General features: G+C 56.1%; 22 protein-coding genes. 13 read left to right on the top strand and 9 right to left on the bottom strand.

The annotated features are described in order from the left end of the window. Positions 1–199: 199 nt before the first annotated feature. Together hglS and B3511_RS10270 are read left to right on the top strand one after the other, a co-directional pair. Positions 200–1,543 carry a 2-oxoadipate dioxygenase/decarboxylase HglS gene (gene hglS / locus B3511_RS10275; RefSeq protein WP_286782191.1) on the top strand — a complete coding sequence of 448 codons (1,344 nt, stop codon included), beginning with the start codon at positions 200–202 and terminating at the stop codon, positions 1,541–1,543. A 42-nt stretch (positions 1,544–1,585) separates the two neighbouring features. Then, complete coding sequence (locus B3511_RS10270; RefSeq protein WP_286782190.1) at positions 1,586–3,094, top strand: carboxylesterase/lipase family protein; 1,509 nt, start codon at positions 1,586–1,588, stop codon at positions 3,092–3,094. On the opposite strand, the gene B3511_RS10265 is transcribed toward B3511_RS10270, so the two are convergent. Further along, positions 3,081–3,923 carry a LysR family transcriptional regulator gene (locus B3511_RS10265; RefSeq protein ID WP_286782188.1) on the bottom strand — a complete coding sequence of 281 codons (843 nt, stop codon included), beginning with the start codon at positions 3,921–3,923 and terminating at the stop codon, positions 3,081–3,083. The two genes, B3511_RS10270 and B3511_RS10265, sit on opposite strands and share 14 nt — an antisense overlap. Positions 3,924–4,034: 111 nt before the next feature. Between B3511_RS10265 and B3511_RS10260 the strand changes: the two genes are divergently transcribed. The 4 genes from B3511_RS10260 to rimL all read left to right on the top strand — a co-directional run bounded on the left by B3511_RS10260 (position 4,035) and on the right by rimL (position 8,555). Continuing rightward, a complete protein-coding gene (locus B3511_RS10260; RefSeq protein WP_286782186.1) occupies positions 4,035–5,204 on the top strand; it encodes a pyridoxal phosphate-dependent aminotransferase in 1,170 nt (389 codons plus the stop codon). A gap of 11 nt (positions 5,205–5,215) precedes the next feature. Then, complete coding sequence (locus B3511_RS10255) at positions 5,216–5,989, top strand: ABC transporter substrate-binding protein (RefSeq protein ID WP_046885350.1); 774 nt, start codon at positions 5,216–5,218, stop codon at positions 5,987–5,989. Positions 5,990–6,236: 247 nt separating this feature from the next. After that, positions 6,237–7,892 carry a glucan biosynthesis protein D gene (locus B3511_RS10250; protein WP_286782183.1) on the top strand — a complete coding sequence of 552 codons (1,656 nt, stop codon included), beginning with the start codon at positions 6,237–6,239 and terminating at the stop codon, positions 7,890–7,892. A gap of 123 nt (positions 7,893–8,015) precedes the next feature. Further along, complete coding sequence (rimL, locus tag B3511_RS10245; RefSeq protein WP_233802513.1) at positions 8,016–8,555, top strand: 50S ribosomal protein L7/L12-serine acetyltransferase; 540 nt, start codon at positions 8,016–8,018, stop codon at positions 8,553–8,555. Here the strand turns inward: rimL and ydcK are convergent. Beyond that, complete coding sequence (gene ydcK / locus B3511_RS10240) at positions 8,550–9,530, bottom strand: YdcK family protein (RefSeq protein WP_286782181.1); 981 nt, start codon at positions 9,528–9,530, stop codon at positions 8,550–8,552. The genes rimL and ydcK overlap by 6 nt on opposite strands. A gap of 122 nt (positions 9,531–9,652) precedes the next feature. Here ydcK and tehA point away from each other — a divergent pair, with 122 nt between their 5' ends. Both tehA and tehB read left to right on the top strand, forming a co-directional pair. Continuing rightward, positions 9,653–10,657, top strand: a complete 1,005-nt coding sequence (tehA, locus tag B3511_RS10235; RefSeq protein WP_286782179.1) for a dicarboxylate transporter/tellurite-resistance protein TehA — start codon at positions 9,653–9,655, stop codon at positions 10,655–10,657. After that, positions 10,654–11,250 (top strand): tellurite resistance methyltransferase TehB, encoded by a 597-nt coding sequence (gene tehB, locus B3511_RS10230; RefSeq protein ID WP_286782178.1) that lies wholly within the window; start codon positions 10,654–10,656, stop codon positions 11,248–11,250. Before tehA ends, tehB begins: the two co-directional genes overlap by 4 nt. On the opposite strand, the gene pepT is transcribed toward tehB, so the two are convergent. Continuing rightward, positions 11,247–12,476 carry a peptidase T gene (gene pepT, locus B3511_RS10225; protein ID WP_286782176.1) on the bottom strand — a complete coding sequence of 410 codons (1,230 nt, stop codon included), beginning with the start codon at positions 12,474–12,476 and terminating at the stop codon, positions 11,247–11,249. The two genes, tehB and pepT, sit on opposite strands and share 4 nt — an antisense overlap. Before the next feature lie 110 nt (positions 12,477–12,586). Between pepT and B3511_RS10220 the strand changes: the two genes are divergently transcribed. After that, on the top strand, positions 12,587–14,179 hold the full coding sequence (locus B3511_RS10220) for an ABC transporter substrate-binding protein (protein ID WP_286782174.1): 1,593 nt from the start codon (positions 12,587–12,589) through the stop codon (positions 14,177–14,179). 139 nt (positions 14,180–14,318) lie between these two features. Next, positions 14,319–14,993: a DUF3313 domain-containing protein gene (locus tag B3511_RS10215; RefSeq protein ID WP_286782173.1), complete on the top strand. Its 675-nt coding sequence runs from the start codon at positions 14,319–14,321 to the stop codon at positions 14,991–14,993. Positions 14,994–15,028: 35 nt separating this feature from the next. Here B3511_RS10215 and B3511_RS10210 read toward each other — a convergent pair whose 3' ends face one another. After that, positions 15,029–15,925, bottom strand: a complete 897-nt coding sequence (locus tag B3511_RS10210) for a DMT family transporter (RefSeq protein ID WP_046885357.1) — start codon at positions 15,923–15,925, stop codon at positions 15,029–15,031. Positions 15,926–16,133: 208 nt separating this feature from the next. On the opposite strand from B3511_RS10210, the gene B3511_RS10205 reads away from it, so the two are divergent. Next, complete coding sequence (locus B3511_RS10205) at positions 16,134–17,006, top strand: helix-turn-helix domain-containing protein (RefSeq protein ID WP_286782172.1); 873 nt, start codon at positions 16,134–16,136, stop codon at positions 17,004–17,006. Here the strand turns inward: B3511_RS10205 and B3511_RS10200 are convergent. Further along, positions 16,986–18,152: a benzoate/H(+) symporter BenE family transporter gene (locus tag B3511_RS10200; protein WP_286782170.1), complete on the bottom strand. Its 1,167-nt coding sequence runs from the start codon at positions 18,150–18,152 to the stop codon at positions 16,986–16,988. The genes B3511_RS10205 and B3511_RS10200 overlap by 21 nt on opposite strands. A gap of 89 nt (positions 18,153–18,241) precedes the next feature. On the opposite strand from B3511_RS10200, the gene B3511_RS10195 reads away from it, so the two are divergent. Further along, a complete protein-coding gene (locus tag B3511_RS10195; protein WP_286782168.1) occupies positions 18,242–18,769 on the top strand; it encodes a helix-turn-helix domain-containing protein in 528 nt (175 codons plus the stop codon). 80 nt (positions 18,770–18,849) lie between these two features. Then, entirely contained in the window at positions 18,850–20,814 is a 1,965-nt protein-coding gene (locus B3511_RS10190; protein ID WP_286782167.1) for a peptidase U32 family protein, read from the top strand. Here the strand turns inward: B3511_RS10190 and B3511_RS10185 are convergent, their stop codons facing one another. From B3511_RS10185 to B3511_RS10170, 4 genes are all read right to left on the bottom strand, one after another. After that, positions 20,815–21,045: a DUF2554 family protein gene (locus tag B3511_RS10185; RefSeq protein WP_046885362.1), complete on the bottom strand. Its 231-nt coding sequence runs from the start codon at positions 21,043–21,045 to the stop codon at positions 20,815–20,817. It lies immediately after the preceding gene. A 126-nt stretch (positions 21,046–21,171) separates the two neighbouring features. After that, positions 21,172–21,300, bottom strand: coding sequence for a DUF2474 domain-containing protein (locus tag B3511_RS10180; RefSeq protein WP_046885363.1), 129 nt, complete (start codon positions 21,298–21,300; stop codon positions 21,172–21,174). After that, positions 21,300–22,310 (bottom strand): cytochrome d ubiquinol oxidase subunit II, encoded by a 1,011-nt coding sequence (gene cydB / locus B3511_RS10175; RefSeq protein ID WP_286782165.1) that lies wholly within the window; start codon positions 22,308–22,310, stop codon positions 21,300–21,302. Before cydB ends, B3511_RS10180 begins: the two co-directional genes overlap by 1 nt. Continuing rightward, complete coding sequence (locus B3511_RS10170) at positions 22,310–23,716, bottom strand: cytochrome ubiquinol oxidase subunit I (RefSeq protein ID WP_286782163.1); 1,407 nt, start codon at positions 23,714–23,716, stop codon at positions 22,310–22,312. Before B3511_RS10170 ends, cydB begins: the two co-directional genes overlap by 1 nt. Positions 23,717–23,873: the final 157 nt, after the last annotated feature.

Genomic DNA, 23,873 nt, shown 5'->3' with positions numbered 1-23,873 from the left:
TTTTCATGGGCGCTATGTCGAAATAAAAAATATTACATTTTATATTGTTATGTCATATTTCATTTCCCCCGGAAATATTAAAGGGGGGTCGATTATAAATTCTCCATCCAGCAATCGGGATCACACTTCAGAAATTCTCTCAAACGTCCGCAGCAGCCTTCTCTACACTCCAGGTAATATTCACTGGAGGCATGACATCATGGCGAACACCATCACGGCAGATGATATTCGGGAACACTTTTCGCAAGCTATGTCGGAGATGTACCAGCAGGAAGTTCCGCAGTACGGCACCTTGCTAGAGCTGGTGGCGGATGTGAATCTGGCCGTTCTGGAAAATAACCCACTTTTACATGAACAACTGGCGAATGCCGACGAACTGGCGCGACTGAACGTGGAGCGCCACGGGGCCATCCGCGTGGGCACGGCCCAGGAACTGGCGACCCTGCGCCGGATGTTTGCCATCATGGGGATGTTCCCGGTCAGCTATTACGATCTTTCGCAGGCCGGGGTGCCGGTACACTCGACGGCGTTCCGCCCGGTGGATGACGCCGCATTATGCCGCAACCCGTTTCGGGTCTTTACCTCATTGTTACGCCTGGAGCTGATTGAAAATGTGGCTCTGCGCGAGAAGGCGGCGGCAATTCTGGCCCAGCGCAACATCTTCACCCCGCGCTGCCTGGCATTGATCGATCTGTACGAGACGGCTGGGGGATTTACCGAAGCCCAGGCGCATGAGTTTGTGCAAGAGGCACTGGAAACCTTCCGCTGGCACCGCCATGCCACCGTGGATCAAGAGACTTATATGGCGCTGCACAACGAACACCGTCTGATAGCCGACGTGGTCTGCTTCCCCGGCTGTCATATCAACCATCTGACTCCGCGAACCCTGGATATCGATCGGGCACAGGCGCTCATGCCGGAATACGGTATTGAGCCGAAGATCCTGATCGAAGGGCCGCCACGCCGCGAGATCCCGCTGTTGCTGCGTCAGACCAGCTTTAAAGCGCTGGAGGAGCCCGTTCATTTTGCCGGAGAACATTTGGGCACGCATACTGCCCGTTTTGGCGAAATTGAACAGCGGGGCGTGGCGTTAACGCCGAAAGGGCGTGAACTCTACGATCGCCTGCTGGCTGAAGCAGGTACCGGTAAAGATAACCTCACGCACCAGCTGCATTTGCAGGAAGTGTTCCGCGCCTTCCCTGACAGTGAAATGATGTTGCGCCGTCAGGGTCTGGCATGGTTCCGCTATCGTCTGACGCCGAGCGGTGAAGCACATCGCCACGCTTTTGGTCCCGGTGACGATCCGCAGCCGCTGATTGAGCGCGGTTGGGTGGTAGCACAACCTATTACCTACGAGGATTTTCTGCCGGTGAGCGCCGCCGGGATTTTCCAGTCAAATCTGGGGAATGAAACCCAGGCGCGCAGCCATGGCAATGCCAGCCGTGAGGCGTTTGAAACCGCGCTGGGCTGCCCGGTACTGGATGAGTTTGCCCTCTATGAAGAGGCGGAATCACGCAGTAAACGGCGTTGCGGTTTGCTCTGAAACCGTTACTCTGCTGGGGTGTATTGTTAAGAGAAGGCGTGAATGGAAAACCTCTCCACCCCGATAGTGACGACCCGTCATGGCGCGCTGCTTGGCGCGACGGACGATAATGTTCAGGTCTGGCTCGGCATTCCGTATGCTGCACCACCCGTTGGTGCGCTACGCTGGCAGTCGCCGCAGCCGGTCGAAGGCTGGACGGGCGTACGTCCGGCGCAGGAAATGGCCCCGTCCAGCTGGCAAAACAGTGAATATTGCCAGGAACTGGGGGGCGGCGATCCGGGGCGTTTCTCGGAAGATTGCCTCTATCTGAACGTCTGGGCACCGGTAAAACGTCCTACACCGCTCCCCGTCATGGTCTGGCTGCACGGCGGGGGATTTACCATTGGTGCTGGTGGCTTACCGCCCTATAACGGTAAGGCTCTGGCCCGGCGGGATGTGATTCTGGTGACGCTCAACTACCGCCTCGGCCATCTCGGGTTTTTTGCCCATCCGGCGCTGGAGGGGGAAGAGGAGCAGGTGGTGCACAATTTCGCGCTGTTAGATCAAATAGCGGCGCTGGAATGGGTGCGTGACAACATCGCCGCATTTGGCGGCGATGCGCAAAACGTAACGTTGTTTGGCGAATCCGCAGGGGCGCGCAGCGTGTTGTCATTAATGGCCTCGCCGCTGGCGAAAGGGCTGTTCCATAAAGCTATTATCCAGAGCGGTTATACCTTGCCCGATACGCCTCGCACGCAGGCGCTGGAAAAAGGCGTCGCGCTGGCGCGCCACTTTGGTCTGGAAAACGCAACGGCAGAGCAGCTGAGGGCCCTCCCGGCCGAAGCCTTCTGGCCGCTCACGGCACCCTTGAATGTCGCGCCTGCGCCTATCGTGGGCGATTGCGTTCTGCCGGAGCCGATGCTGGAGTGCTTCTATGCTGCCCGCCAGCACCCAATGCCGGTGATGATTGGTTCCAACAGCGATGAGGCCAGCGTGATGGCGGTCTTTGGCGTCGATCTCGCCGGGCAGATCCAGAAGCTGCGGCAAGAGCGGCGGCTGGGACTGGGCCTGATTAAACTGCTCTATCCGGGCGTAAAGGGGGATGAAGCCCTGGGGCGCGAGGTCTGTCGTGATATGGCCTTTACTACGCTGGGTTATGTGGTGATGCAGGCGCAGCAGCGGGTCGGCGAGCCCTGCTGGCGCTACTGGTTTGATTATGTGGCGGAAGCAGAGCATGACACCTACGCAAACGGCGCCTGGCACGGTAATGAGGTGCCTTACGTATTTGATACCCTAACGCTGGCCGAGCCGGCGCGGGAGTATGTTAATGTACGGGATCTCGCCTTTTCGGCCAGGGTCGCGGATTACTGGGTTAATTTTGCCCGCCACGCCAGCCGGGACTGTGCCTCGCTGAATGGCGCCATCCGCTGGCCTGCCTGCATTAAAGGGCGAGACGTCTTGTTACGCATTGGTTTGAATAAAAATGCAGGATTTAAGCTTGAGACCCGCTTTATGCACGCCCGACTGGCCCTATTTAAACGGGTGATGAAACACCATGTCAGCCTCGATTAAGCAGACAGGCGCGAAACGCCGTCAGCGCCGTCGCTTTGTCAGGTGACTCTCGCAACACCAGACGATAACTCGCACCGGTTTTGACGCTGCTGGGGTAGGGCCGCAGTAGCCGCCCGGTGCGGAGATCTTCTGCCACCAGCGTCTCATCGGCAATCGCCACTCCCAGCCCCTGAATCGCGGCGGTGATCGCCAGGTCCATGGTGTCGAAGTGTTGATTTTTGTGCATGGCAGGGGGCGGCATGCCCTGTTTTTCCAGCCACAATGACCAGTCGGTGTTATCCCGGGTCGGGTGTAAAAAGGTCAGGTTTTCGACGTCTATACCCCCTCGCAACGGGCTGACCACCGGCGTTAGCGCCTCTTCGAACAGCAGATCGCCCGCGCTCAGCTGGGCACCAAAGACAATCGCTGCGTCATAGGATTCTGTTTTGAAGTTCACGCTGTGATCGATGGTCGTGGTCAGGGCGACTTGCAGCTCAGGCTGCTGGTGCTCCACCTCAATCAGGCGGGGTATGAGCCAGCGCATGGCACAGGTCGGCGCCTTCAGACGCACCACCGTCTGTTGGGCGCGCGCCTGGTCTGCCACCGTCAGGAAGTGCTCGAAGGCGCTGCGCAGATCCGGCAGCAGAGCGCTGCCCTGGGAAGAGAGCCGCAGGCCGCGGGCGTGGCGCTCAAAGAGGGGAAAGCCAAACCAGTTTTCCAGGGCGGCAATCTTTCGACTCACCGCACCCTGGGTCAGACATAACTCTTTCGCCGCATGGGTCAAATTGAGATGCCGGGCGGTGACCAGGAAGGTCTCAACGGCGTTTAGCGGAAAAGTACGACGCGCCATAGCGCCTCCAGGTATGTTTTTTTCTCATGGCTATTATGACAACAATTCGATTGTCGCCGCAATCTGCTTCAGATTGAATAGTTATGCACTCTCCACGAGAAAGGACTACCGATGACTTTACGCACGCCAATCCAGACCCGTTCCAAACTGCCGGATGTGGGCACCACCATCTTTACCGTTATCGGTCAGCTTTCGGCGCAGCATAACGCCATCAACCTCTCTCAGGGCGCCCCGAACTTTTCCTGCGATCCTAAACTGATCGCCGGCGTAACCCGCGCGATGGAGGCCGATCGCAATCAGTATGCGGCGATGACCGGCCTGGCGGCGCTGAAAACGCGCATCGCCGATAAAATCGAAGGTCTGTACGGCACCCGCTACGATGCCGAAAGTGAAGTGCTGGTCACCGCCAGCGCCAGCGAAGGGCTTTACTCTGCTATCAGCGGGCTGGTGCATCCCGGGGATGAGGTGATCTATTTCGAGCCCTCGTTTGACAGTTACGCGCCGATTGTCCGTTTGCAGGGGGCGACACCGGTCGCCATCAAGCTGACGGTGCCAGATTTTGCCGTCAACTGGGATGAAGTGCGGGCCGCCATTACGCCCCGCACCCGAATGATCATCATCAATACACCCCACAACCCGAGCGGGCAGGTCTTTTCGGCGGATGACCTGAAGCAGCTGGCAACGCTGACGCGCAACACCGATATCATCATTCTTTCCGATGAGGTGTACGAGCATGTTGTCTTCGACGGCGTGCCACATCATGGCATGGCGACGCATCCGCAGCTGGCGGAGCGGAGCGTCATTATTTCGTCATTTGGCAAGACCTATCACGTCACCGGCTGGCGCGTAGGCTACTGTGTGGCCCCGGCAGAATTGATGGATGAGATCTGCAAGGTCCATCAATTTTTAATGTTTTCTGCCGATACTCCTATGCAGTACGCGTTTGCCGAGCACATGGCCGATCCGCAGACATGGCTCTCGCTGGCGGCTTTCTATCAGCGTAAGCGCGACCTGCTGGTGAGCCTGCTGGCGGACTCGCCTTTCCGTCTGCTGCCGAGCGCCGGTTCGTTCTTCCTGCTGGCGGATTACAGCCACTTTAGCGATGAACGCGACAGCGAGATGGTGAAACGGCTGATTGTCGATTGTGGCGTCGCGACCATTCCCCTGTCGGCGTTTTACACGGATGGCACAGATAACAAACTGATTCGTCTCTCTTTCGCGAAAGATGAGGCCACACTACGGGCAGGTGCGCAGGCGCTATGCCAGGTTAAACCACGCTAAGGAGTACGGGTATGAAAGTAAATGCGTTCGTCGTCGGCCTGGGATTGCTCTGTTCTTTCTCCACCTTTGCCGCCACCGAATTACGTTACGGGGTCGAAGCGGAATATCCGCCGTTTGAAAGCCGCAATGCCTCAGGCGAACTGGAAGGGTTTGATATCGATCTGGGTAATGCCATCTGTGCCGCCGCTGCGCTGAAGTGCAGCTGGGTGGAGACGTCGTTTGACGCGCTCATCCCTGGGCTGGTGGCGAAAAAGTTTGATGCCATTAACTCGGCAATGAACATTACTGAAAAGCGTCGTGAAAGCATCGACTTCACGCAGCCCATCTACCGTATTCCCTCCCAGTTGGTGGGCAAATCGGGGATGGCGGTGGATGCCACCCCGGCCGGGCTGAAAGGAAAAACCATTGGCGTACTGCAGGGCTCAATTCAGGAAACCTACGCGAAAGAGCACTGGGAGAAGCACGGTGTCACCGTGGTGTCTTATAAAGATCAGAATATGGCATGGGGTGACCTGCTGAATGGCCGCATTGACGCTTCGTTGGTGATGTCGGCGGCCGGGCAGGCAGGTTTCCTTAGCAAGCCGCAGGGTAAAGGGTTTGGTTTCATTGGCAAACCCGTGTCTGACGACACGATCCTCGGCAGTGGTATCGGCTTTGGGTTGCGAAAAGGGGATGAAGCTTCCAGAAAGCAGCTCGATGCCGCTATCGATAAAGTCCGCGCTGATGGAACGATCGATAAACTGGCCCAGAAGTACTTCCCGGGTATCGATGTCAGCGTAAAATAATAGTGCGCCATACTGGCCCCTGCTGATGATGTCAGGCAGGGGTCCTTTTTATACGTAACTTTACCTCCGATTCAGCCTTTTCTCCTCGACAGAAAATATTTCTCGCTTTGTTCAGATAAACACCGACCAACAATTGGATTATTAACCGTTTTTGTTTAGGCTGTGCCCCTCTAAGGGTGCTCTTTTTTGCCGTCGTTTCGATCAACGCGAAACTCACATCCACGACCATAAGGACGTTTTTCCAGGCATGAATCGCAGACGTTTTTTACAAGGCTCACTGGCGGTCGCCGCGCTTAGCGGCACATCGGGTTTCGCGGCGCTATTTTCCCGCGCAGCTAACGCAGCTGAATCGGATATTGCCGACGGTCTGAGCCGTCGCTTCGACTTCTCAGTGTTGCAGTCTATGGCCCACGACCTGGCGCAAAAACCCTGGGGAGGCGCACCGCGTGCGCTGCCTGAAACCCTGGCGACTCTCACGCCGCAGGCCTACAACAGCATTCAGTATGATGCAAAACACTCCCTGTGGAATAACATCGATAATCGTGAACTGGACGTACAGTTTTTCCACGTCGGGATGGGTTTTCGCCGTCGCGTGCGGATGTTCTCTCTGGACTCCGCCACCTCCCAGGCGCGCGAAATCCACTTCCGTCCGGAGCTGTTTAACTATCACGACGCGGGCGTGGACACCCGGCAACTGGAAGGGCAGAGCGATTTAGGCTTTGCGGGCTTCCGTGCCTTTAAAGCGCCTGAGCTGGCACGTCGGGATATCGTCTCCTTCCTGGGGGCGAGCTACTTCCGCGCGGTAGATGACACCTATCAGTACGGTTTGTCCGCCCGTGGCCTCGCCATTGATACCTTCACCGATTCGCCGGAAGAGTTCCCGGACTTTACCTCGTTCTGGTTTGAAACGGTCAAACCGGGCGATACCACCTTTACGGTCTATACGCTGCTCGACAGCCCGAGCGTAACCGGCGCGTATAAGTTCGTGATCCACTGCGAGAACGATCGGGTGGTTATGGAGGTGGATAACCATCTCTTCGCCCGCAAAGATATTAAACAGCTCGGTATTTCGCCGATGACCAGTATGTTTGCCTGCGGCAACAATGAGCGCCGCATGTGCGACACCATCCATCCGCAGATCCACGACTCCGACCGTCTGGCCATGTGGCGCGGCAACGGTGAGTGGGTATGCCGTCCGCTGAATAACCCGCAAAAGCTGCAGTTCAATGCCTTCCAGGATAAGAACCCAAAAGGTTTTGGTCTGCTGCAGCTGGATCGCGACTTCTCGCATTATCAGGACATTATGGGCTGGTATAACAAGCGTCCAAGTCTGTGGGTGGAGCCGCTGAACAAGTGGGGGAAAGGGGCCGTAGGCCTGATGGAGATCCCCACCACCGGCGAGACCCTGGATAACGTGGTCTGCTTCTGGCAGCCTGAAAAACCGGTGAAGGCGGGGGATGAACTGGAGTTCCAGTATCGTCTGCACTGGAGCGCCAAACCTCCGGTGCGTTCACCGCTGGCCAACGTGTTTGCCACCCGCACCGGCATGGGGGGCTTCCCGGAAGGCTGGGCACCCGGTGAGCACTACCCGAAAGTCTGGGCCCGCCGTTTCGCCATCGACTTTATCGGCGGCGACCTGAAAGCGGCCGCGCCAAAGGGGATCGAGCCGGTCATTACCCTCTCTAACGGCGAAGCGAAGCAGGTTGAGATCCTCTACGTCGAGCCCTTCGATGGCTACCGCATTCTGTTCGACTGGTATCCCACCGAAGATTCGACCGATCCGGTTGAAATGCGCATGTTCCTGCGCTGCCAGGGGGATGCAATCAGCGAAACCTGGCTGTATCAATACTTCCCGCCGGCGCCGGACAAGCGTAACTACGTGGATGACCGCGTAATGCGCTAAAGGATGAAGCCCCTCTCTGACCGGGAGGGGCCAGAAACCCTCAATCCTGGGCGTAGCCGCCGTGGTCGTGGTTCAGTAGACTGACGCCACGTAAATCCACAACACGTAGGCCCTATGACCGCTATCCCCCCTGAAATTATCCCTATTTCTGCCTCGCTTGAACTGCGCGCGGTAGAGGAAAGTCATGCCGCTGAGCTGTACAACCTGGTGATTAAAAATCGCGACTGGCTGCAGCAGTTTCTGGAGTGGCCGCAATATGTGGGGAGTGCAGAAGATTCGCTAAAAAATATTCAGAGTAACCAGATGCTGCATCAGCGCGGTTACGCCAAAATGTTCCTGATCTTTCTCGATAACGTGCTGGTGGGGGTGCTGTCGTTTAACGCCATTGAGCCGCTGAACAAAACCGGGTATATCGGCTACTGGCTGGATGAGGCGCATCAGGGGCAGGGGATCCTCTCGCAGGCGTTACAGGGCTTTATCCGCTATTACGCTGAACGTAAAGAGATTCGCCGTTTCGTCATCAAATGTCGCGTGGCGAACGCGGCCAGCAATCGCGTGGCGCTGGCCAATGGCTTTGAGCTGGAAGGGTGCCTGAAACAGGCTGAGTTCCTCAACGGACACTACGACGACCAGAATATCTACGCCCGGATTGTCGAACTATAAGGCCCCCAGCAGCGGTGTGCGGATAATACGCTGCGCGCCGTTAATCACCTTCGCGCCGCGTAGATGAATGACCTCGCCATCCAGGGCCTCGATCACCGCATCGTCGGTAATATCAATATGATGCTCGATCAGCACTTCGCCACGGATGCGCGCGCGTCCCTGAATCACCACCTTATCATCAATAAGAATTGGCCCGCCGCTTAGCCACGCCTCGCCGCCAATCAGCACATGATGTTTGATGACGCAGTTGCCTTCCACGAGCGCATTTTCCGCCACCTGGGAGCTGTAACGCAGGGTGGGGATGGCATCGTCCTCGCGCCCGGCGCGCAGGCGCGCATTGCCGTAGACTTTGGCGCAGTCACATACCCAGACGTTATTCAGCTCATTGCCTTCCAGCAGCGCATTGTCGAAGACCTCAGCGCGATGCTCAATAAACGCCCAGTTCACAATAGCATTGCCGTAGATCTGCGCCTGATGTACCACGCGCGACTCGCTGACCGTGGCGTTGCCGTAGATTTGCAGAATCAGATCCCGATCCGGAGTTAACCCTTTGGCGGCTATGACGACGCTGTTATGCAGAATGCGCGCATTACCGTAGAGATGACATTCGCCGCGCACTACGGATGCCTGAACCGTGACGTTGTCACACAGGCGGGCACCGTGGCTGACCTCTGCGCCATCAATCCAGACGTTGTCCCCAATGCGGGCGTGATGGCTGATCACACAAGGCTGGGTGATCCGCGCGTTGCCGGTGACTTGTGCCCCGGCAAATACCACGCTGTTCTGGTCGTAGAGCCAGCAATCTCCCTCTTGCGATAAGGCTGCCTCGTCCTCAACCCAGCCGCCACGGCTGCCGCAGGGGACGTCGGCAAAATCCCGGGTGGCGATCAGCTGGCGGAGCGTCACGTACGATTTGTGGTCGCCGTCATGCCAATGGTGCAGGCGCGTTTCATCGCTAAGGCGGTATTTATTCATCAGGGTTTCCGCAGTTGTTCTCTTTACTAAACGTAGCAAACTTTACGTTGTTCGAAAGAGTGGCATCCACTATTGAAACCCCTTAAAATAGCATTTCAAATATACTTTATAATTTAAAATAAATGTATAAAACTAACAAATCTGAACAGGTTCTTAACTTACCCTCCGGCTATTACGGCATGGTGCTGGGGATCATCGGCATGGGTTTCGCCTGGCGTTATGCCGGAACAATCTGGCCTGTAACGCGCTGGCCGGGGGAGATCCTCGTGGGGCTGGCGATAACCCTCTGGCTGCTTTTGACGGTGGCGTTTATGACACGTGCGGTGCGGTTCCCGCAAAGCGTGCTGACGGAGATGCGCCATCCGGTGATGAGCAGTTTCGTCAGCCTCTTTCCTGCCACTACGCTACTGGTGTCAATTGGCGTGGTGCCCTGGTATCGCCCGTTGGCGCTGGTGTTGTTTAGCATCGGTGTAGTGGTGCAACTCAGCTACGCCGCCTGGCAGAGCGCCGGGTTGTGGCGCGGGCGCCATCCGGAGGAGGCCACCACGCCGGGGCTGTATCTGCCCACGGTGGCCAATAACTTCATCAGCGCGATGGGCTGCGGAGCCCTGGGTTTTCACGATGCCGGGCTGCTGTTTTTGGGGGCGGGTGTCTTCTCGTGGCTGAGTCTTGAGCCGGTCATTTTGCAACGCCTGCGCAGCGCGGGAGAGCTGCCCCAGGCGCTACGCACTTCGCTTGGCATCCAGCTTGCCCCCGCGCTGGTGGCCTGTAGCGCCTGGTTTAGCGTGAACGGCGGCGAAGCGGATACCTTTGCCAAAATGTTGTTCGGCTACGGCCTGCTGCAACTGCTGTTTATGCTGCGCCTGATGCCCTGGTATTTGTCGCAACCCTTTAATGCCTCGTTCTGGAGCTTCTCGTTCGGCGTCTCGGCGCTCGCTACTACCGGCCTGCATCTGGGGCAGAGTAGTAATACCGGACTGTTCCACTTTATTGCTATTCCGCTGTTTATTTTCACCAACGCGATAATCGCGCTGTTACTGGTTCGCACATTTATTTTGCTGATGCAGGGCAAGCTGTTAATTCGTACAGACAAAGCCTTACTGATGCAGACTGAGGAAAAAAAATGACTGTGATTGATGAGAACTACTTCACCGAAAAATATGGCCTGACCCGCACCCATTCCGAGGTGCTGTACAGCGCCGGGATTGTCAAACCGGGTAAAACACTCGACCTCGGCTGTGGTAACGGACGCAATAGCCTTTACCTGGCTGCGAACGGTTTCGATGTCACCGCCTGGGACAAAAATCCGGCCGGCATTAGCAACATCGAAAGCATTAAAGCCAAAGAGGGCATCACAACGCTGCAGACGGCCATCAAGGATCTCAACACCCTGCGCTTTGACGGCGAATACGATTTTATCCTCTCAACCGTGGTGATGATGTTCCTCGAAGCGAAGACCATTCCGGGTCTGATTGCCAACATGCAGGAGTGCACCAAAGCGGGTGGGTACAACCTGATCGTGGCCGCGATGGACACCGACGATTTCCCCTGCACGGTGGGGTTCCCGTTTGCCTTTAAAAGCGGGGAGCTGAGTGCGTATTATGCGGGCTGGGATCTGCTGAAATATAACGAAGACGTCGGTGAGCTACACCGCACCGACGCCGAGGGGAATCGCATTAAATTGCGTTTTGCTACTATGCTGGCGCGCAAACCGGCTTAACGGGCCGCCATCAGGCAGATTTGCAGCGCCGTGTTGTAAGAGGCCTCGAACGACGACAGCGGCAAGAACTCGAACTTCGAGTGGAAGTTATGCGCGCCGGTGAAGAAGTTCGGGGTCAGCAGCCCTTTGGCGGAGAGCGCAGCGCCGTCGGTACCGCCGCGCATTGGCGTCGGTTTCGGCGTAATGCCCAGGCTCTCCATCGCCGCAAACATCAGATCAATGGCGCGACGGTCGTCACCCAACGCATTGCTGATATTGCTGTAGGTCTCTTCGATATGCCAGCTCACCTGTGCGGTGGGGTGTTGAGCCGCAATTTTCTCGGCTACGTCGGCAATTTGCGCCTTACGGGCAGCAAAGCTCTGCTGGTCGAAGTCGCGAATATTCGCCTTCAGAATGGCTTCGTTCTGTCCGGCCTGCATCCCCTGGAACCAGATGTAACCTTCCCGTCCTTCGGTGCACTCTGGCGTTTGCTGGCGATCGAAATGGTTGATGTAATCCATGGCCATCAGCAGCGGGTTCACCAGCACCCCCTTCGCCGACATCGGATGCGCGGTCACGCCGGTAAAGCGGATTTCCGCCGTGGCGGCGTTAAAGTTCTCGTAGACGATCTCGCCGATCTCGCAGCAGTCTATAGTCCAGGCGAAATCCACGTCGAAGCGTTTCAAATCCAGGGCTTTGGCCCCTAATAGTCCAATCTCTTCATCCGGCACGAAGGCGACCACGATATCGCCATGCGCATGTTCAGCGGTAAGGTTCTCCAGCAGGGTCATCACCACGGTGACGGCGGCTTTATTATCTGCCCCCAGCACGCTGGTGCCGTCGCTAAAAATAATCTCTTCATTCGGGTAAGCCCGTATTTCAGGATGCTCATCGACCCGCAGCCAAATATCTTTCTCTTTATTCAGACAGAGATCTTCACCCTTAAAAGTTAATATTTGTGGATGAATATCCGGTGATAATCCGACGTCTACAGTATCAATATGGGTAATAAAACCAATGCGCGGAGCGCCTGGCACATTCCCTTTTTTTACCGCGGTAACGGTAGCAAATTCATCGATCACAATCTCATCCAGACCCAGTGATTCCAGCTCCTTCGCCAGCTCGCGCGCCATGTCATGTTGGCCTGGCGTAGAGGGGAGGGTTTTTATTTGGGCATCGCTCTGGCTGGTGATGGCGAGATAGCGAAAAAAGCGATGGGTTAATTGTCTGGATAGCGTCGAAGCCATAGTGAATCCTTCTTTATTTGTATTATCAGGTGTTTGCATAGTCACTTTAATGTTATTTATGAAATGGCAAAAGAATGATTAGCCGTCGAATTAAAAGACAGGAAAACGTGATGAAAAGCAAGCTCACAACTTTAGCTCTGGCCCTGGCCGCGCTGACGGTCAGTTCCACCGTTGCCGCCAAAACGCTGGTTTACTGTTCTGAAGGCTCCCCTGAGAACTTTAATCCGCAACTCTATACCTCGGGTACCAGCGTGGACGCCAGCGCGGTGCCGGTCTATAACCGTCTGGTCGATTTCAAACCCGGTACCACCGAGCTGGTGCCGAGCCTCGCTGAAAGCTGGGACGTGAGCGATGATGGCAAGGTCTACACCTTCCATTTACGCAAAGGGGTGAAATTCCAGAGCAACAAATTCTTTACCCCAACGCGCGAATTTAATGCGGATGACGTGATCTTCTCATTCATGCGGCAAAAAGATGCGAAACATCCCTATCACAACGTCTCTAACGGCAGCTATTCCAACTTTGAAAGTCTGGAATTTGGCACGCTGATTACCGCCATCGATCGCGTTGACGATAACACGGTACGCTTTACCCTGGCGCACCCGGAAGCGCCGTTTGTAGCCGATCTGGCCTGGTATTTCGCCTCAATCTTGTCGGCAGAGTATGCCGATGCGATGTTAAAAGCCGGTACCCCTGAGAAGGTCGATATGAATCCAATCGGTACCGGGCCGTTTAAACTGGCGCAGTACCAGAAAGACTCCCGCATCCTGTTCACCGCCTTCCCGGAATACTGGCAGGGTAAAGCGAAGCTCGATCGATTGATCTTTAGCATCACTCCGGATGCCTCCGTGCGATTCGCAAAGCTGGAAAAGGGCGAATGTCAGGTAATGCCTTTCCCGAACCCCGCCGACCTGCCGCGAATGAAAGCCAACAAAGATCTTAACCTGATGAGTAAGGCGGGGCTGAATACCGGCTTCCTGGCCTTCAATACGCAAAAAGCGCCGCTGGATAATCTGAAGGTGCGTCAAGCGCTGGCCATGGCGATCAACAAACCGGCGATTATCGACGCGGTCTTCCACGGTACCGGCACCGCCGCGAAAAACCTGCTGCCGCCGGGCGTCTGGAGCGCAGATAGTGAACTGAAAGATTACGATTACGACCCTGAAAAAGCGAAAGCGCTCCTGAAAGAGGCCGGCTTCGCCAACGGCGTGACTATCGATTTATGGGCCATGCCGGTGCAGCGCCCCTATAACCCGAATGCGAAACGGATGGCCGAAATGATTCAGGCCGACTGGGCGAAAATTGGCGTGCAGACCAAAATCGTCACTTACGAATGGGGCGAATACCTGAAGCGGGTGAAGAGCGGAGAACATCAGGCGGCGCTGATGGGCTGGACCACCGCGACCGGCGATCCGGATAACTTCTTCGGGCCACTCTTTACCTGTACCTCTGCAAACGGGGGATCGAACTCGGCGAAATGGTGTTATCAGCCCTTTGATAAAATCATTGCTGAAGCAAAATCGATCACCGATCAGGGTAAACGCGCGGCGCTGTATAAAGAGGCGCAACAGATGATGCACGACCAGATGCCTGCGGTCATGATTGCCCACTCAACAATATTCGAACCCGTACGTAAAGAGGTTACAGGTTACGAAATTGATCCTTTCGGCAAACATTTATTCTGGCAAGTAGATATTAAGTAACCCGAACAAACTGCCTGTCGCCCTGGCGGGCAGTTTTTTTCCGAAATACATTCCGCCCCCTTTTTTTGTCACAACGCGTGATTAATAGTTTTGCTATAACTTGAATTGCATATCTACAATCCACAGGGACATACCCATTATGCGTACCAAAACTTTATTCAAAGTTGCAGCGCTCTCTGGCCTGCTCATGTTGACGGGTTGTGCATCAAAAGTGGCAGAACCTAATCAATATTCAGGCTTTTTAAAAGACTACTCCGGCCTTCAGCAAACCACCTCCGCATCGGGTAAACCCACCCTGCGCTGGGTCGATCCTTCTTACGACGAATCTAAATATGACAGCATTATCTGGACGCCAATCACCTATTATCCAACGCCAAAACCCACCACACAGGTAGGTCAACGCGCGCTGGATGATATTCTGGCGTATACCAATACCAAAATGAAAACGGCGATTGGTCAGCGGAAACCCATTGTGACCAAGCCTGGCGCGCATAGCCTGATCTTCCGCGGCGCCATTACCGGTGTTAGCTCGCAGAAAGAGGGGCTGCAGTTCTATGAAGTGGTCCCTGTGGCGCTGGTTATTGCCGGTACGCAAATGGCAAGCGGCCACCGCACCATGGATACGCATCTCTTCTTTGAAGGCGAGCTGATTGACGCGCAGACCAATAAACCGGTCATTAAGGTGGTGCGTATGGGCGAGGGGAAAGAGCTCAATAATGAAAACTCGCCAATGACGCTGGCGACGTTGAAACAGGTGGTGGACGACATGGCGACAGACGCCACCATGTTTGATGTCCACAAAACGATGAAATAATGCCTCTCTTCCGGCCTGCACGCAGGCCGGAATTTTTACGCCAGCCGTGGGCGTCTGAACCAGGTTTCTGGTTTTGCAAACATCACCAGGTTTCCGGTTAAGATCAACAGTAAGCCCGCAATCGCATTGGCATGCCAGACATATCCCTCATAGACCGTTGAAAATGACAACGCCACCAGCGGGAACAGCAAGGTGCTGTAAGCCGCTTTGCCCGCGCCAATACGCCCAACCAGAGTGAAATAGGCACCAAAAGCAATCACCGAGCCAAACAGCGCCAGATAAAGCAGCGCGCCCATATAGCTCAGCGTCCACTCGGGTGCGAAGCTATCCCCGCGAATGAGTGCAATCGCGCCCATAACCAGTGTGCCATACAGCATCGCCCAGGCGTTGGTGGTCATGGTCTCGAGCCCGTTACGCTGATGACGTAAGCTGATCATATTCCCCAGCGAGAAACCGTAGGTACCCAGCGCCGACAAGGCGATACCGAAGAGGAGACCTGCATTCCAGCCGCTGGCGATCAGATCGCTCCAGAAGAGGGTGATAATACCGAGCAGGCCCATCGCCGCCGCCAGGTAAAAGCGTGCAGGCGGGCGCTGACCAAAAAACAGAAAACTATTCAACGCGTTATAGAGTACCGCCATTGAGAAAATGACCGACTCCAGGCCGGTATTGATATAGGAGGCGGCGGTATAGAAACACCAGAAATTAAAACAAAAGACGCAGCAGCCCTGTAATAGACAGAACAGGTGGTCGCGCAGGTGAATTTTACGCAGGCGTCGCAGCGCCAGCAAAACGAGCATGATGGTAGCGGTCGCGACGGCAAAGCGCCAAAAAATAGAGACGGGCGCCGCAACGGGCCCTTGCTGTAAATAGATCGCAATCCAGGTTGTTCCCCAAATGATGACCACCAGACCGTATAATAGTGCGTTCATATTCTCTCTCCGAGCCTGACATCAACGGCTCTCTTCGTTGTCTGTAATGGCCTGAGTATGCGGCTTGCGGTCCTGGGCGGCTTGCACCGCCTTGCGCAGGACTTGCAAATTCTTGCGCTTTTTTATCGCCATCGCGAAGTGAGGGGTGGCACTGGTACAACGTTCTTTTTAAACTGATGAGCTCTGGTTAACGGGAGTGTTGGGCGATATGGCTGAGATGTACGGTGCCTTTGAAAATCTGCGCAGACATAAAGCGGTGCTGCATAACGCTGTTGCGCTCAATTCGGGGATCCAACTGGCGGCCTGGTCCAACAAACGCGATACCATCACCCAGTATTGCGATCACCACACTCTGAGTCTGTACGTGGCCGACGGCTACGAGAGTTACCACAAAACCTCGGCCGGCTGGAAAAACGGCGGCGGGCCGGACCGCTTTTGCCTGATGCCAAAAGAGAGTGAGTCGAGCTGGGATATTCGCGATGACTTATCATTTGTGCATCTGTATTGCACCGATGCCCATCTGCGCGAGGTGGGTGAAAAGATCTGGGACAAAAGTCCGTATGGCTTTACCCTGGATGAAAACCTGTTTGGTGACGACGAAAAAATTACCGCGCTCTATCGCCACTTCATTCTGGGCTGCGACTGGGGGCAAAAGGCGAATCAGCTAACCCTGAGCAGCGCCTCTACGCTGTTGCTCACCCATCTGGTACAGCATTACAGTAATGTGCAGTGGCGGCTCCCCACCGTCACCGGGGGGTTATCACCTTTTACGCTGCGCAATGTACTCAGTTATATTGAAGAGAACCTGTCTGCCGCATTAACCCTTGCGGATCTGGCTACCCAGGCGAGTCTGAGTGAGTACCACTTCGCGCGCATGTTCCGCCAGTCGATGCAGATGGCACCGCATCAGTACGTGATGCAGCGCCGGATGGATAAGGCCAGAAGGCTGGTCACTTCTACCCAGCTTCCCCTGACGGAGATTGCGCTGACCTGCGGTTTTAGCTCGGCCAGCCACTTCAGTAATCGCTTTCGCAGCGTAATGGGAATGACGCCCTCGCAGCTACGCGCGGCGCGTGCGTAACAGCACCAGATAACACACCCCGCCTGCCACCAGCCCCCAGAATGCCGAACCAATACCGCCCAGCGTGACGCCGCTTGCCGTTAGCAGAAAGGTTACGATAGCCGCATCACGTTCCCGCTCGTTGTGCAGGGCCTGATAGAGGCTCCCGCTAATGGTGCCCAGCAGCGCCAGCCCGGCCAGCGTCTGGATCCAGCTTAGCGGCAGTGCCGCCATGACGCCGGTGATCGACCCGCCGAACACCCCCGCCAGCAGATAAAAAACGCCTGCGGCAGCGGCGGCCAGCCAGCGTTTGTCAGGATCGGGATGGGCATCCGGACTTTGACAGATCGCGGCGGTGATCGCGGCAATGCAAATCGAGTAGACGCCCAAGGGTGCGAGCAGCAACGCCAGGCCGCCGGTGGCGATGATGAGCGGCGAGACGGCAACCGGGTATCCTGATGCTTTCAGGGTGGCGAACCCCGGCGCGTTCTGCGAGGCCATGGTCACAAGGAAGAAAGGAATGCCGATGCTGATCAAGGTTGTCAGCGTGAAAGAGGGGGCAATGTACTGGGGCATCACCAGCGTCAGGGTTAACTTTTCTGTGACAACGTCACCATTAAGACCTGCTACCGCTGCGCCCACCAGCAGCGTAGCGACAATGGCATAGCGTGGGGCCAGCGCCTTTGCCGCCAGCCACGCCAGCAACATGCTGCCACAGAGCACCAGATGCCCGTCCATATTGCTGAAGGCCTGCAGGCCAAAGCGCAGCAGGACCCCGGCCAGCATAGCGGCGGCCAGCGAGTGGGGAATGATTTTCATCAGGCGGGCAAATAATCCGGTGACCCCGCAGAGTAAGATGAGCGCATTAGCAAAGATAAAAATGCCGATGGTTTCCGCTAAGGTCACCCCCTGCAGGCTGGTCGCCAGCAGCGCGGCGCCCGGAGTCGACCAGGCGGTAAGCACCGGGGCTTTATACCACCACGAGAGGAGCAGGGTGCTGATACCCATCCCCATTCCCAGTGCGGTCATCCAGCCTGCGATTTGCGTTGGCGTCGCCCCCGCCGCAGCAGCTGCCTGCCAGATGATGGCGGCAGAGCTGGCATAGCCGACCAGCACGGCAACGAAGCCGGATAACACCGTGGGAAAAGTGAGGGAAATGGCCCGCATAGCGGCTCCTTGTGCGTTATAACATACGGGGAATGTATCACTGTGCGCTATAGCATACAAGTGGTACACTCGGGCCAACGGGAGGGGTTATGGACATCACGCAACATCTTGCTACTACACTGAAAACATTACGCCAGGCGCGAGGCTGGAGTCTCTCCAGACTGGCGGAAGAGACCGGCGTATCGAAGGCGATGCTCGGTCAGGTGGAGCGCAACGAATCCAGTCCGACGGTCTCGACTTTGTGGAAAATCGCCACCGGCCTGAATGTCCCGTTTTCGACTTTTATTAGCCCGGAGGCCGAAGCGCAGCCGGTATTCGACCCACAGCAGCAGGCGATGGTGATTAAACCGTTGTTTCCCTGGGATGATGAACTGAAATATGACCACTTTTCCATCACCCTCGCCCCGGGCGCCTGCAGTGAATCCACGCCGCATGAGGCGGGCGTAGTGGAGCATGTTGTGGTGATCAGCGGCGAACTGGAGATGAAAATCGACGACGAATGGCGGCGTATTCTCCCGGATACCGGCGTCCGTTTTGCAGGCGATAAACCGCACGCCTATCGCAACAGCAGCGAGCAGCAGGTGCACTTTCACTCGCTTATCCATTATCCCCGCTAAACCTACGTAAAACGATTCCGTTGCCGCAGACTTCTGACTACAATAGCCGCCATTTTGACCATAACGGATAACGACGAAGTATGCGCCTGCAATCCCATCATCTTGAACTTTTGAGCCCGGCTCGTGACGCCGCTATTGCCCGTGAAGCGATTCTTCACGGTGCCGATGCGGTCTATATCGGCGGCCCGGGTTTTGGTGCTCGCCATAATGCCAGCAACAGCCTGCGCGATATCGCCGAGCTGGTGCCATTCGCCCATCGCTACGGGGCGAAGGTGTTTGTGACCCTGAACACCATACTTCATGATGATGAGCTGGAGCCGGCGCAACGCATGATCGCCGACCTGTACCAGACCGGCGTGGATGCGCTGATTGTGCAGGATATGGGCGTAATGGAACTGGATATCCCGCCGATTGAACTGCATGCCAGTACCCAGTGCGACATCCGTAGCGTCGAAAAAGCGAAATTTCTCTCTGATGCCGGCTTTAGCCAGATTGTTCTGGCGCGTGAACTGAACCTGAATCAGATTCGTGAGATCTACCAGGCCACCGACGCCACCATTGAATTCTTTATTCACGGTGCCCTGTGCGTGGCCTATTCGGGTCAGTGCAACATCTCCCACGCGCAGACCGGGCGCAGCGCCAACCGGGGTGACTGCTCGCAAGCCTGCCGCCTGCCGTATACCCTGAAAGACGATCAGGGGCGCGTCGTTGCCTTTGAAAAGCACCTGCTGTCGATGAAAGATAACGACCAGACGGCAAACCTGGCGGCGCTGATCGACGCGGGGGTGCGCTCCTTCAAAATTGAAGGGCGCTATAAAGACATGAGCTACGTTAAGAATATCACCGCGCACTATCGTCAGATGCTCGACGCCATTATTGACGATCGCGGCGATCTGGCGCGCGCCTCGTCCGGCCGTACCGAGCACTTCTTTATTCCCTCTACCGATAAGACGTTCCACCGCGGTAGCACAGACTACTTCGTGAATGCGCGCAAAGGTGATATCGGCGCGTTTGACTCGCCAAAATTTATCGGCCTGCCGGTGGGTGAAGTGCTGAAGGTATCGAAACAACACCTGGACGTGGAAGTGACCGAGCCGCTGGCGAACGGCGATGGTCTGAATGTGATGATCAAACGTGAAGTCGTGGGCTTTCGCGCTAATACGGTGGAAAAAACGGGTGAAAACCGCTATCGCGTCTGGCCGAATGAAATGCCGGCCGATCTGCACAAAATCCGCCCGAATACCCCGTTAAATCGCAACCTGGACCATAACTGGCAGCAGGCGCTGCTGAAAACCTCCAGCGAGCGCCGCGTGGCGGTGGATATTGAACTGGGCGGCTGGGAAGAACAGCTGATTCTGACTATGACCAGCGAAGAGGGGGTGACTGTTACCCATACGCTGGACGGGCAGTTCGATGTGGCAACCCATCGCGAGAAGGCGCTGAGCAACCTTAAGGATGGCGTGGCGAAACTGGGCCAGACTATCTACTACGCGCGCAATATCGAGATTAACCTGGCGGATGCCCTTTTTGTGCCTAACAGCCTGCTGAACCAGTTCCGCCGTGAGACGGCAGATAAGCTCGACGCGGCGCGTCTGGCAAACTACCCCCGCGGCAGCCGTAAGCCCGTCTCGGTGCCGCCGCCGGTCTATCCGGATACCCATCTCAGCTTCCTGGCTAACGTCTATAACCACAAGGCGCGGGCATTTTATCAACGCTATGGCGTTGAGCTAATTGACGCCGCCTATGAGGCGCATGAAGAGAAGGGCGACGTGCCGGTGATGATCACCAAGCACTGCCTGCGTTTTGCCTTTAACCTCTGTCCGAAACAGGCGAAGGGCAATATCAAGAGCTGGAAAGCGACCCCGATGCAGCTGGTGAATGGCGACGAGGTTCTGACCCTGAAGTTCGACTGCCGCCCCTGCGAGATGCACGTGATCGGCAAAATGAAGAATCACATCTTCAAAATGCCGCAGCCGGGCAGCATTGTGGCCTCAGTCAGCCCGGACGAGTTGATGAAAACCCTGCCGAAACGCAAGGGTGTGTAATTAACGAAAATGGGTGTCGGGTTTGCGTGACTTCTGCCAGTGCTGATGTTCGCGCAGCCCCTCGGCAGACTCTTGTGCCACGGCCCGTAGCTCATCGCTGTCGGCTTCGTGACGCAGCTGATGTTCGACACTCTTTACCCAATAATACTCATGCCCTTTATGCCCGGCCATTAACTGGCCGGAGAAGAGGGCGCAGGTCAGCATCACAATCGATAACGTTTTTGTATACATCAGGCCACCATCGGTTTACGTTTCCGGGCTATAATGCCGATAGTTGCTTCAGGTTATTATTCAACTCTTCAAATCCAGGCAAGGATTTGTCAGGATTCGTGCAAAGCCCTCCGCAGAGGGCTTATTTCAGTGCGATTTGAATCCGGCGGCAGTCATCAGCAGGCGGAAAAACATTCCCACCAGCGCCAGTGCAAGTACGCTGCCACCCCAGATAACGGCCAGCCAGAACAGGCGTTTCCAGACAGATTGCTGCATCAGTGATATCCCTCCCCGGGTTGTACCTTCCCACGAAATACGTAGTAGCTCCAGAAAGTGTAGACAAGGATTATCGGGATAATGAGGAGCGCCCCCACCAGCATAAAGCCCTGGCTTTGCGCCGGCGCGGCGGCCTGCCAGAGAGTGATGGAAGGCGGAATGAGATGTGGCCAGATGCTGATCCCAAGCCCACTGAAGCCGAGAAAGACCAGCCCTAAGGTCAGGACGAACGGCAGCGTGTGGCTGCGCGGATTATGCAGGCAGCGCCATTGCCAGAGACTCAGCGCCGCCACCAACACCGGCACGGGCAGCAGGAAGAAAAGATTCGGTAGCGTAAACCAGCGGTCAGCAATGGCCGCGTGTGCCAGCGGAGTCCAGAGACTGATGATAGCGATCACCCCCAGCAGCGCCATCAGCAGGCGTCTGGAGAGCTGCCGCATCCGCTGCTGCAGCGGGTTTTCACTTTTCATCACCAGCCAGCTGGCACCTAACAACGCATACGCCACTATCAGTCCCAGACCGCAGAAAAGATTGAAAGGGGTGAACCAGTCAAAGGGGCCGCCGCTGTAGGCGCGATGGGTAACCGGAAAGCCATTGATTACCGCGCCGACCACGATCCCCTGGGTGAAAGTGGCAAGCAGTGAACCGCCGATAAAGGCTTTATCCCAGAATGGCCGGTGGGCAGGGGTCGCTTTGAACCGAAACTCAAAGGCCACACCGCGAAAAATCAGCCCGATGAGCATCAGCGTCAAAGGAATGGTGAGCGCATCGATGATGACCGCGTAGGCCAGCGGGAAAGCGCCAAACAGCGCAGCACCACCGAGGACCAGCCAGGTTTCATTGCCATCCCATACCGGGGCGACGGTGTTGACCATCACGTCGCGATCGTCCGGATCGCGCACGGCGGGAAAAAGAATGCCAATCCCCAGGTCAAAGCCATCCATCACGATATACATCAGGGTGGCAAAGACGATAATGACAAACCAGATCAGGGAGAGATCGATACCCATTATGGTGTCTCCTTTGTATCAAATGCTGTACTGGCGGCTGAAAGCGGACGCGCGGGGCGGCCATCGGTTTCGCTCGGGAAGGTTTCGTCATCCTGCGGCCCTTTTTTGATCAGGCGTACCATGTAGCTGTAACCCACACCAAACACCGAGGTGTAGACGAGGATAAAGGCCAGCAGGCTGACGCTCATATGCAGGTTGCCATGAGCAGAGACCGCATCTTCGGTGCGCTGCAGGCCATACACCACCCAGGGTTGACGGCCAACCTCAGTCGTCACCCAACCGGCCAGGATGGCGATCAGGCCTGACGGCCCCATCAGCAAAGCAAACCACAGGAATGGCCGGGATTGATATAGCCGTTTTCGGTAGCGCAGCCACAGGGCGATGGCACCAAGGGTGAGCATTAAAATGCCCAGCCCGGCCATGATGCGAAATGACCAGAACACCAGGGTGGAATTAGGACGATCCGCTTTCGGGAACTCTTTCAGGGCCGGAACTTGCTTATCCAGACTGTGGGTCAGGATCAGGCTGCCCAGGGCTGGGATCGCCAGACCATAGCGGGTGCGCTCTTGCTCCATATCGGGCAGACCAAACAGCAGCAGCGGCGTCGGCTCGCCTGGCAGGTTTTCCCAGTGTCCTTCGATAGCGGCTATTTTTGCAGGCTGATATTTCAGGGTGTTGAGACCGTGCATATCGCCAATCATGGCCTGCAGCGGAGCGACAATGAGCGTCATCCACAGTGCCATGGAGAACATTTTGCGGATCGCCGGCGTGTTATTGCCGCGCAGCAGATGCCAGGCCGCCGAAGCACCAACGAATAGCGCGCTGCTCAGGAAGGCGGCAATCGACATGTGTAGCAGGCGATAGGGGAAAGAGGGGTTAAATACGACGGCGAACCAGTCTACCGGAACGACCACGCCGTTGATGATTTCATGGCCTTGCGGCGTCTGCATCCAGCTGTTGGAGGCGAGGATCCAGAAGGTGGAGATCAGCGTGCCTAGCGCCACCATACAGGTTGAAAAAAAGTGCAGTCCAGGCCCGACTTTCTTCCAGCCAAAGAGCATCACCCCGAGGAAACCGGCTTCGAGGAAGAAGGCGGTCAGCACTTCATAGGTGAGCAGGGGGCCGGTAATACTGCCAGCGAACTGCGAAAAGCCGCTCCAGTTAGTGCCAAACTGATAAGCCATGACCAGGCCGGAGACCACGCCCATGCCAAAATTGACGGCAAAGATCTTCGACCAGAAATGATAAAGTGAGCGCCAGACCGGATTTTTGGTTTTTAGCCATAATCCCTCCAGAACCGCCAGATAGCTGGCGAGCCCGATGGTGATCGCCGGGAAAATAATGTGGAAGGAGACCGTAAAAGCAAACTGGATCCTTGCCAGGTGAAACGCATCTAAACCAAACATGCACAACCTCAAAGTCAATCGTTGTGCAGACAGGGTATAGCGGGTTAATCAAAAGTATCAGACGCAGAAAAGGGAAATTTACCTATAACAGTTGAAGTAAAGTGGGTGAATGGGAAGGTCTGTTATGGTATTGCGGCGGGGCGTGTGCCCCGCCAGT

This window comes from Leclercia sp. UBA1284, assembly GCF_002308415.1.
GTDB classification, from domain to species: Bacteria; Pseudomonadota; Gammaproteobacteria; order Enterobacterales; family Enterobacteriaceae; genus Enterobacter; species Enterobacter pneumoniae.
Note: the sequence above shows the minus strand (reverse complement) of the source record. Positions and strands in the feature narration are given on the sequence as shown.

Bases quoted from the DNA above. Each gene is read 5' to 3' on its own strand.
- B3511_RS10195 (WP_286782168.1), top strand. From the start codon at position 18,242: ATGGACATCACGCAACATCTTGCTACTACACTGAAAACATTACGCCAG.
- hglS (WP_286782191.1), top strand. From the start codon at position 200: ATGGCGAACACCATCACGGCAGATGATATTCGGGAACACTTTTCGCAA.
- B3511_RS10215 (WP_286782173.1), top strand. From the start codon at position 14,319: ATGCGTACCAAAACTTTATTCAAAGTTGCAGCGCTCTCTGGCCTGCTC.
- B3511_RS10170 (WP_286782163.1), bottom strand. From the start codon at position 23,716: ATGTTTGGTTTAGATGCGTTTCACCTGGCAAGGATCCAGTTTGCTTTT.
- B3511_RS10185 (WP_046885362.1), bottom strand. From the start codon at position 21,045: ATGTATACAAAAACGTTATCGATTGTGATGCTGACCTGCGCCCTCTTC.
- B3511_RS10205 (WP_286782172.1), top strand. From the start codon at position 16,134: ATGGCTGAGATGTACGGTGCCTTTGAAAATCTGCGCAGACATAAAGCG.
- B3511_RS10250 (WP_286782183.1), top strand. From the start codon at position 6,237: ATGAATCGCAGACGTTTTTTACAAGGCTCACTGGCGGTCGCCGCGCTT.
- tehA (WP_286782179.1), top strand. From the start codon at position 9,653: ATGTATAAAACTAACAAATCTGAACAGGTTCTTAACTTACCCTCCGGC.
- pepT (WP_286782176.1), bottom strand. From the start codon at position 12,476: ATGGCTTCGACGCTATCCAGACAATTAACCCATCGCTTTTTTCGCTAT.
- B3511_RS10210 (WP_046885357.1), bottom strand. From the start codon at position 15,925: ATGAACGCACTATTATACGGTCTGGTGGTCATCATTTGGGGAACAACC.
- B3511_RS10270 (WP_286782190.1), top strand. From the start codon at position 1,586: ATGGAAAACCTCTCCACCCCGATAGTGACGACCCGTCATGGCGCGCTG.
- B3511_RS10265 (WP_286782188.1), bottom strand. From the start codon at position 3,923: ATGGCGCGTCGTACTTTTCCGCTAAACGCCGTTGAGACCTTCCTGGTC.
- cydB (WP_286782165.1), bottom strand. From the start codon at position 22,310: ATGGGTATCGATCTCTCCCTGATCTGGTTTGTCATTATCGTCTTTGCC.
- B3511_RS10255 (WP_046885350.1), top strand. From the start codon at position 5,216: ATGAAAGTAAATGCGTTCGTCGTCGGCCTGGGATTGCTCTGTTCTTTC.
- B3511_RS10200 (WP_286782170.1), bottom strand. From the start codon at position 18,152: ATGCGGGCCATTTCCCTCACTTTTCCCACGGTGTTATCCGGCTTCGTT.
- B3511_RS10260 (WP_286782186.1), top strand. From the start codon at position 4,035: ATGACTTTACGCACGCCAATCCAGACCCGTTCCAAACTGCCGGATGTG.
- B3511_RS10220 (WP_286782174.1), top strand. From the start codon at position 12,587: ATGAAAAGCAAGCTCACAACTTTAGCTCTGGCCCTGGCCGCGCTGACG.
- ydcK (WP_286782181.1), bottom strand. From the start codon at position 9,530: ATGAATAAATACCGCCTTAGCGATGAAACGCGCCTGCACCATTGGCAT.
- B3511_RS10190 (WP_286782167.1), top strand. From the start codon at position 18,850: ATGCGCCTGCAATCCCATCATCTTGAACTTTTGAGCCCGGCTCGTGAC.
- tehB (WP_286782178.1), top strand. From the start codon at position 10,654: ATGACTGTGATTGATGAGAACTACTTCACCGAAAAATATGGCCTGACC.
- B3511_RS10180 (WP_046885363.1), bottom strand. From the start codon at position 21,300: ATGCAGCAATCTGTCTGGAAACGCCTGTTCTGGCTGGCCGTTATCTGG.